Below are 8313 nucleotides of genomic sequence, written 5' to 3'. Positions count from 1 at the left end.
TTGTGAGGGGGGGGCGGACACACTCCCCCACCCCCCCGCCTGGGTACCCCCAACCACCCCCCCCCTCCTCCCCCCCTCCCCCCCCCCCCCCCACCCCCCCCCCCCCCCCCCCGACCCCCCCCCCCCCCCCCCCCCCCCCCCCCCGCGCCCGCGTCACGCTCCGCTCAGCGCGGCATGTCGCTCACAGGTACAGCGAGTTGGGCTCAAGGCCGGTCAGGGACCTGCCGTACAGCTCGATGTTGGTGCTCGGCGTGATCAGGGCGTGCAGGGACGTCGCGTGCACGTCCCGCTGGATGCGGGTGATCGGCACGTCCCGGAAGATCGAGGAGCCGCCGCTGGCGGCGGCGAGGATCTCCACGGCCTGCTTGGTCTGCTTGGCGATCCAGCCGATCTGCACCCGGGAGAAGACCCGGTCGTCCTGGGACCACGGCTCGTCCCGCCGGATCTTGTCGGCCAGCAGATCGGCGAACCGGTGGGCGCGGGCCTCGGCGTCCTCGATCAGCAGGGCCGCCTCGCCGACCTGGAGATGCGTGATCGGCGCCTCCAACTGGCTGGGGTAGCTGGTGTACGTCAGCGGCCGGCCGGGGAGCCGCTCCAGGAAGCTGGACAGGGCGTACTTGGCGGCGCCGACGAGCTGGCCCGTCTGTATCACCGTGGCGCTGACCAGCATCGGCACCCGGTAGGCGCCCTTGGCCGCGTTGGCCTGCGACTTCGAGACGTTCTGGTAGAAGTCGGCGCCGGAGATCACCCGGTGGTCGGGGACGAAGACGTCCTTCGCCACGGTGGTCACACTGCCGGAGCCCGCCAGGCCGATGGTGTTCCAGTCGTCGACGATCTCCAGTTCGGAGATCGGGATGAGGGCGAAGACCGGCAGGGTCTCCCCCGCGGGCCCCTCGGGCATCGCCGCGGTGATCTTCCAGTGGGCGTGCAGCACGCCGCTGTTGTAGCCCCAGCTACCGTTGAACAGATAGCCGCCGTCGACCCGGGTCGCCTTGCCGGACGCGGCCGTCGTGCCCGTCACGCGGACATGGGGCTCGGCGAACACCTCGTCCAGCGCCTCGTCGGGCCACAGGCCGACCATCCAGGTCAGCGAGGCGTAGATGGACAGGACGAAGGCGGCCGAGCTGTTGCCCTTCGCGACCTCGGCCAGCACGTCGACGAAGGCGCGCGCGTCCGACTCGTATCCGCCGTACTGCGTGGGCACCTGCATCTTGAGCAGACCCGACGCCTCGATCGCCTCGATGACGTCCTGCGGGAGCCTGCGGTTCTCGTCGATCCACAGCGCCCGGGAGCGCAGCAGGGGCACGAGTTTCCCCGCGGCCTCGACGAGATCGTCCCGGGACGGCGCGGTGGTGGTCATGATGGGTTCCTCCCGATGTGGGTTGCACTTGACGCGCCCGCTGCCGGGCACCGGTATTCCGGACGGTCCGCGCGCTGACATCGCCGGCGGGAAAGGGGAGTTGAGAACGGAATGCGTTCGGTGCTCTGATCACCGACCGACCGTTTTCCCGATCCTCGCACCCTCGGCGAAGCGGCGGCGAAGGAGCCGGGGAAACCTACGGTTCGCCCGCAGGTTTGTGTCGCACTGCCGGGGATTCCCCGACCGCGCTCAGTACCATGACGAGTTCGCCTCTGCCGGAGATGGCGAGTTTGCGGTAGACGCCCGACAGATGGAATTCGACGGTTCTGACGTTGAGGAAAAGGGCTTCCGCAATGCGCCGGTTGCTGTATCCGGCGCGGGCCAGCTGCGCGATTCTGGCCTCCTGCGGGGTGAGTCCGCGCGGGGCGCCCGGTCCGCCCAGCCGGCGCAGCGCGGACTCGGCGCGGTGCGCCCAGAAGGTGTTGCCGCAAGTGCGCGCGACCGCGGCGGCGGCCGTGAACCGGCTCCGCGCCCCGGCCGCGTCCTTGCGTTCGGCCCGCAGCGAGCCGAGGTCGTAGAGGGCCTGAGCCACCTCGCCCTGGGCGTCGGCCAGGCGGAGCAGATCGACGGCCTCCTCCAGCAGTACGAGGGAGGTCTTGTCGCGGCGCGCCACGGCGACGGCGCGCAGGGCCGTCCCCAGGACGCGCGCCGACCCCCACTTCCGCGCGGCGACGAGTTCGTCCTCGGCCAGGGCGACGGCGAGGTCACGGCGGCCCGCGACCGCGGCCCCGAGCGCGCCCGCCGAACGCCAGGCGACCACCGCGGGATTGTCGATGCCGTACGAGGCCAGCAGCCGGCCGCTGCTCAGGCAGTCGTCGATCCCCTGCCGGAACTGGCCCGCGGCCAGGTGCAGCGCGCCGCGGGCCGCCAGGACGTGGGCCCGGTCGTGGCCTTCGAGGTCGAGCGCGCCGACCATGCCGTTCTCCTGGAGCACCGTCCACGCGCCGTCGAGATCGCCGGTCCCGACCAGCGCCTCGGTCAGCCAGACCGCGGCGAGGGGGACGCGGGTACCGGACCGGCCCCGGGCGAGGACCGCGCGCAGAATGCGTACGGCCCCGCTCGTATCCCCTCCGAGCAGCTTGATCCGTGCGCGCAGCAGGGCCAGCGTCTGGCGGTGGCGGACCGAACCCGACCAGAGCGGTTCGCGGGCCAGCCGGGCGCAGTGCGCGCTCGCGGACGAGGTGTCCCCCGCGTACAGCAGGGTCAGTACGGCCTGCCACACGCTGTCGGCGTCGGCTCGCCGCTCGTCCGCGGCGAGCAGGCGCTCGGCCTGGCGCATCGCCGTGGAGCGGTTCACCCCGCGGTGGGCCAGTTCGAGGACGCGGGGGGCCGCGGACACCTCGGTCGCGTCGGGACGCGCGCGCTCGCCGTCGTCGGCGCGACGGATGCCCGGCGCGGGCGGGTGCGCCGCCGCGTATTCCTCGTGACGCCACCGTGCGACCGCCGAGGGTGCCTCGGCGAGACGCAGCGGCGCGGATTCGTTCCTTCCGCCCTGCACGGTGGACTCCGTTCGGTAGGTCGGTGGGCCGGTGGGCCGATGGGCGCGCGGATGTGACGTGGTGTCAGGCGGTGAGGCTGTGCAGGAGGTGGTAGCGCTTGAAGCCGATCGGCCGGACGCCGGGAGTGTCGTGGGTGGCGCGCAGGGTGGCCGCCCGCGTGGCGCCCTCAAGGAACGAGATGTGCGCCTCGTCGCTGGTCCACTCGGCGTAGTTCAGGACGCGGGTGCCGTCGGTGCTGAGGTGGAAGTTGGCCGAGAGCAGGCCGGGGTGCTGCGCGCCGGGGGCGCTTTCGAGGGCGCCCGCGATCGACTCGACGATGTGCTCCTGCGGGGCGGGCCCGTCCACGTCGAAGGTCGCGACCACGAAGCTGGACGGCACCAGCGGCCCCTTGTGCAGCACGATCGCGCGGCGCAGCGTGTACGCGACCGTCGCGGCGCCCGCCAGTCCCGTCAGCCCCGAGGTGAAGTCGCGGTGGGCCGAGGCTCGCGAGGTCTGGAGGTAGGTCAGCACCGTGTCGTCCTCGGTGCTGAGATACGCGGAGGCCGACAGGAGCCCGGTCGGCCAGTCGGCGGCGCGCCACTGCTCGACGGTCTCGGCCACGGCCTCGACCCCGGAGTCGCGGTCGGGGACGTGCCACTGCGCGACGTGCGCGGCCGTGCTGTCGGCGCGCCGGATGTCCGGCGGTGCGGAGGAGATCTGCTGGGTCATTGCCGTCGTCCTTCCAGAGGACCGGGGTCCGGGGGTTCGGGGCGGGAAGCGGGCGGTGCGTGGGGAGTCACCGGCCGGGTGCGGGCTCAGCGCGGGTACGGATCGGGCGCGGGTTCAGCGCGGGTACGAATTGGGCACGGGCTCAGCGCGGGTACGAATTGGGCACCGGTTCAGCGCGGGTACGCGCGCTCGGCGCGGGCCGCCCGCAACGCGTTGCCCCACCAGTGCAGTTGGTCCAGGAGCAGTCCGGCCGACAGGACGCTCGGCTCCGGGTCGATCAGCCGGCCCGCCTCGTCGAAGCGGTTTCCCGCCAGGGGAAAGGCGACGTTCTCCCGTACGGTCAGGGTGTGCACCTCGGCGAAGACCTGCCGGAGCTGCTCGACGGCGCGGATGCCGCCGCTGAGGCCGCCGTACGAGACGAAGCCGACCGGCTTGGCGGTCCACTCCTCGTAGAACCAGTCGACGGTGTTCTTCAGCGCGGCCGGGAAGCTGTGGTTGTACTCGGGCGTGACCACGACGAAGGCGTCGGCCGCCACGAGCACGGAACGCAGCGCTTCGCGCGTCCTGGCCGTCTCCAGCGACACGTCCTTGCCGGGCCCCGGCAGGACCAGCGGCAGCGGATGGTCGATCAGATCGACGCTCTGCACGGTGAATTCGGGGCGTTCCTTGACCTGGGACAGGAACCAGTCGGCCACGGCGGGACCGAGCCGCCCGTCACGGACGCTGGCGGTGATGATGGCGAGGGAGAGCTGGTCATCCGTCATGGTGCGACCTGTCTGTGAGGGGTACGGAGTCCGGTCAGTGCGGCCAGCAGGCCGATCCCGGAGACGGCGGTGATCAGGGTCAGCGCCGGGCGGTGACCGTGGTGGGAGCCGAGCAGCGCGGCGGTGGCCGGGAGCATCACGACGGCGCCGACCTGCACGGCGGTCTGGAACAGCGGGACGGCCGCGGCCCGTTCGGCGGGCGGCAGCGCCCCGGTCGCCTGGAGATTGAGGGCGGCGAAGGAGAGCACGAACCCGGCGCCGACCAGAAGGAGCGTCGGCAGCATTCCCGTGAGGTAGGAACCGCTGTCGGGCCGCCACAGGTAGAGGGCGTAGCCCAGCAGCGGCGCGGTCGCGCCGAGGGCGATCAGCCGCCCGGTGCCCCACCGCGCCGTCATGGCTCCGGCGAAGGGCACGGTCACGGCCAGCGGCACGCACGCGGGCAGCAGGGCGACCGCCGACTGCCAGGGAGACCAGCCCAGTTGGCGCTGGGTCTGGAAGACGAGCAGCAGCAACAGGCTCTGGTACGTGCCGTTGAGACAGGCCGCGCCGACGGCGGAGCGCAGCAGTTGGCGGTTGCGCAGCAGCGCGGGGGTGACGCGCGGGGCCGGGACGGCGCCCCGGTCGCGCGGGATGATCCGCAGGGCGAAGACCAGCAGGATCAGGGCCACGGGCGCCGGGAAGAGAAAGGTCCAGCGCCAGCTCTCGGTCAGCAGCGCGCCCGACAGCAGCAGTCCGACCGTGAAACCGGCCGCGCCGAACAGGGCGTAGACGGACACCGCCCGCCGCTGCTGCGGTCCGCTGGGGAAGGTGGTGCCGATGATGGCGAGACCGGTCGGTGCGGTGAGCGCCGCGCTGAGCCCCTTGACCACCCGGGTGGTGATCAGCAGGGCCGCGCTGTCGGTGAGTCCGCCGACCACCGAGGCGGCGGCGAAGAGCAGCATCGCGGCGAGGTAGACCCGCCTGCGGCCCAGTCGGGCGTTGAGCCGGGGGCCCAGGACGAGCAGCGTGGCGAATCCGACGGCGAAGCCGCTCATCAGCCACTGCGCCGTCCACAGGTCAAGGCCGAGCGCGGCGCCGATGGAGGGCAGCGCGACGAGCACCAGGGAGACCTCGATCGCGTCGAGGATCATGTTGGCCGACAGGATCAGGAGGACGGTCCAGAGCCGGGCGTCCCAGCGCGTCGATTCCGCCGCCGGTCCTGTGCCCGTGCCCGTGCCCGTGGCCGTTCCCGTGGCCTCGGGGTCGGCATCGGCCTCGGCATCGGCATCGGCATCGGAAGAGTCGGTCCACGAGGGAGCTGTCATGAGGGGCCGCCGTGTCTGTGTCGGATGGGGTCGCGGTGTCGGCTTCGGCGTCGGGTCCGGCTCACGGCAGCAGCGCGGGCAGCTTCTCGGTGACGAGCCGGATGTTCTCGGCGACCAGCTCGTCCGGCATCCCGGCGATGCTCGCCCAGAAGATGAGGTGCTTGACCGGCAGGTCACCGGTCAGTTCCTTGATCCGGACGGCCGCGTCCTCGGGGGTGAGGATGTCGAGCAGGCCGCGGGTGTCCTCGGCGTTCGGGTCGCGGAGATCCTCGGCGGTGAGCAGCGGTTCGGACTTCTCCCGGCCCTCCACCGACAACTGCCGGTAGGAGTTGACCTGGTGGGCCAGGTGCGGCGCGACCTGGTGCCACGCCTTCTCCGGGTCCTCGGCGAGGATGAGGGGCATCAGGTCGCTGACCCGGGCCGCCTGCGGGTCGTGGCCCGCCTCGACCAGGCCCTTGCGGTAGTGCTTGAACATGGGGCGCGAGATGTGCAGCAGCCCGATGCCCAGCTCCCCCGCGAGCTTCGCACCGCGCGGACCGTAGAAGCCGCCCCACAGCGGCGGCGGGTCCTGGATCGGCAGCGGCGAGATCACCCGCTCCTGCCACAGGCGCAGGATCTCGCGGATGTTGCGGCCGGTGCCCGCGAACCGGCGGCCGAAGTCCGCGCCGAACAGCTCGTATTCGGGCACCCGGTACCCGGCGCCCAGGCCGAGTTCGAGCCGGCCGCCGCTGATCAGGTCGACGAGCGCGGCCTGTTCGGCGAGGTCGACGGGGTGGTGCAGCGCGGGCAGCACCACCGAGGTGCCGATCCGGGCCCGCCGGGTGCGCGCGGCGACGGCCGCCGCGACGGTCAGCGGCTGCGGCAGATAGCCGTCCTCGAAGCGGTGGTGCTCGGTGAACCACAGGCCGCCGACACCGCGTTGGTCGGCCTCTTCGCAGAGTTCCAGAGTATGCGCGTAGTGGTCGGCCCACGGCCGGTGCCACTGCTCGGGGTTGCGCAGGTCGAAGAGGAGTCCGACGTCCATGCCACGATCCTTTTCACTGGGGTGGGTTGCCGTGCTTGCGGTGCGGCAGGTCGGCGCCCTTGGCGCTGAGCATGTTCAGGGCGCGGCAGAGCACCGGCCGCGTCAGGCGCGGGTCGATCACGTCGTCGACGAGGCCGCGTTCGGCCGCGTAGTACGGATGGACCAGCTCGTCGCGGTACTCGGCGATCTTCTGGGCGCGCATGGCGGCCGGGTCCTCGGCGGCGGCGATCTCGCGCCGGAAGACCACGTTGGCGGCGCCCTCGGCGCCCATGACCGCGATCTCGTTGGTGGGCCAGGCGAAGGCCAGGTCGGCGCCGATGGAGCGGGAGTCCATGACGATGTACGCGCCGCCGTACGCCTTGCGCAGGATCAGTGAGACCCGCGGCACGGTGGCGTTGCAGTACGCGTAGAGCAGTTTGGCGCCGCGCCGGATGATGCCGTTGTGCTCCTGGTCGACGCCGGGCAGGAAGCCGGGGACGTCGACGAGGGTGACCAGCGGGATGTTGAACGAGTCGCAGAACTGGACGAACCGGGCGCCCTTCTCACTGGAGTCGATGTCCAGTACGCCCGCCATCGCCGCGGGCTGGTTGGCGACCAGGCCCACCACCCGGCCCTCCAGCCGGGCGAGCGCGCAGACCAGGTTGGGCGCGAACGCGGCGTGCACTTCGAGGAATTCGCCGTCGTCGACGATCTCCTCGATCACCCGCCGGACGTCGTAGGACCGGTTGCCGTCGGCGGGCACCAGGTCGAGCAGTGCCTCGGACTCGCGGTCGGGCGGATCCGCGGTGATGGCGCGCGGCGGCAGTTCGCGGTTGTTGGCGGGCAACAGCGAGAGCAGATAGCGGACTTCGGCCAGGCAGGTCTCCTCGTCGTCGTAGACGAAGTGGGCGACCCCCGAGGTCGCGGCGTGCACGTCCGCGCCGCCGAGGCCGTTCTGGGTGATCTCCTCGCCGGTCACCGCCTGGACCACGTCCGGGCCGGTGATGAACATCTGCGAGGTCTCCCGGACCATGAACACCAGGTCGGTGAGGGCCGGGCTGTAGGCGGCTCCGCCCGCGCACGGGCCGAGCATCACGCTGATCTGCGGGATCACCCCGGAGGCGCTGGTGTTGCGCCGGAAGATCCCGCCGTAACCGGCGAGCGCCGAGACGCCCTCCTGGATACGGGCGCCCGCCCCGTCGTTGAGCGAGACCAGCGGGGCGCCGGCCGCGATGGCCAGGTCCATGATCTTGTGGATCTTCTCGGCGTGCGCCTCTCCCAGCGCGCCGCCGAAGATCCGGAAGTCATGGGCGTACACGAAGACCGTCCGGCCCTCGACCGTGCCCCAGCCGGTGACCACACCGTCGGTGTGCGGCTTCTTCGCCTCCAGGCCGAAGCCGCTGGCGCGGTGCCGCCGCAGCCCTTCGACCTCGGTGAAACTGCCCTTGTCCAGGAGCAGTTCGATCCGCTCCCGCGCGGTGAGCTTGCCGCGTGCGTGCTGTCGTTCGGTCGCCCGCGGATCGGGTCCCTGCCGGACCCGTTCCTTCAGGGCGCCGAGTTCGGACGTGCGGTCCGCGATGCTTCCCGGGACGTCTGTCGGCATGCCGGGCCACCT

Annotated in this window: 7 protein-coding genes; all 7 read right to left on the bottom strand. The window is 72.0% G+C overall.

The genetic code is table 11. The features are described from left to right. Positions 1 to 181: 181 nt before the first annotated feature. The gene (locus tag ACZ4EF_RS23460) at positions 182 to 1360 is read right to left on the bottom strand and encodes an acyl-CoA dehydrogenase family protein (RefSeq protein WP_355335444.1); all 1179 of its coding nucleotides are present in this window, start codon (positions 1358 to 1360) and stop codon (positions 182 to 184) included. Positions 1361 to 1556: 196 nt separating this feature from the next. Beyond that, positions 1557 to 2918 (bottom strand): helix-turn-helix transcriptional regulator, encoded by a 1362-nt coding sequence (locus ACZ4EF_RS23455; protein WP_467350463.1) that lies wholly within the window; start codon positions 2916 to 2918, stop codon positions 1557 to 1559. 64 nt (positions 2919 to 2982) lie between these two features. Then, complete coding sequence (locus ACZ4EF_RS23450) at positions 2983 to 3627, bottom strand: hypothetical protein (protein ID WP_401307917.1); 645 nt, start codon at positions 3625 to 3627, stop codon at positions 2983 to 2985. 170 nt (positions 3628 to 3797) lie between these two features. Continuing rightward, complete coding sequence (locus ACZ4EF_RS23445; protein WP_355335452.1) at positions 3798 to 4391, bottom strand: NADPH-dependent FMN reductase; 594 nt, start codon at positions 4389 to 4391, stop codon at positions 3798 to 3800. After that, positions 4388 to 5695 carry an MFS transporter gene (locus tag ACZ4EF_RS23440; RefSeq protein ID WP_467506321.1) on the bottom strand — a complete coding sequence of 436 codons (1308 nt, stop codon included), beginning with the start codon at positions 5693 to 5695 and terminating at the stop codon, positions 4388 to 4390. The genes ACZ4EF_RS23445 and ACZ4EF_RS23440 overlap by 4 nt, the downstream gene beginning before the upstream one ends. Before the next feature lie 61 nt (positions 5696 to 5756). After that, the gene (locus ACZ4EF_RS23435) at positions 5757 to 6719 is read right to left on the bottom strand and encodes an LLM class flavin-dependent oxidoreductase (protein ID WP_355335457.1); all 963 of its coding nucleotides are present in this window, start codon (positions 6717 to 6719) and stop codon (positions 5757 to 5759) included. Between the two features lie 13 nt (positions 6720 to 6732). Beyond that, positions 6733 to 8301, bottom strand: coding sequence for an acyl-CoA carboxylase subunit beta (locus ACZ4EF_RS23430; protein WP_391051274.1), 1569 nt, complete (start codon positions 8299 to 8301; stop codon positions 6733 to 6735). Positions 8302 to 8313 lie beyond the last annotated feature (12 nt).

The sequence above is a fragment of the Streptomyces sp. NPDC025721 genome (assembly GCF_055558595.1).
Note: the sequence above shows the minus strand (reverse complement) of the source record. Positions and strands in the feature narration are given on the sequence as shown.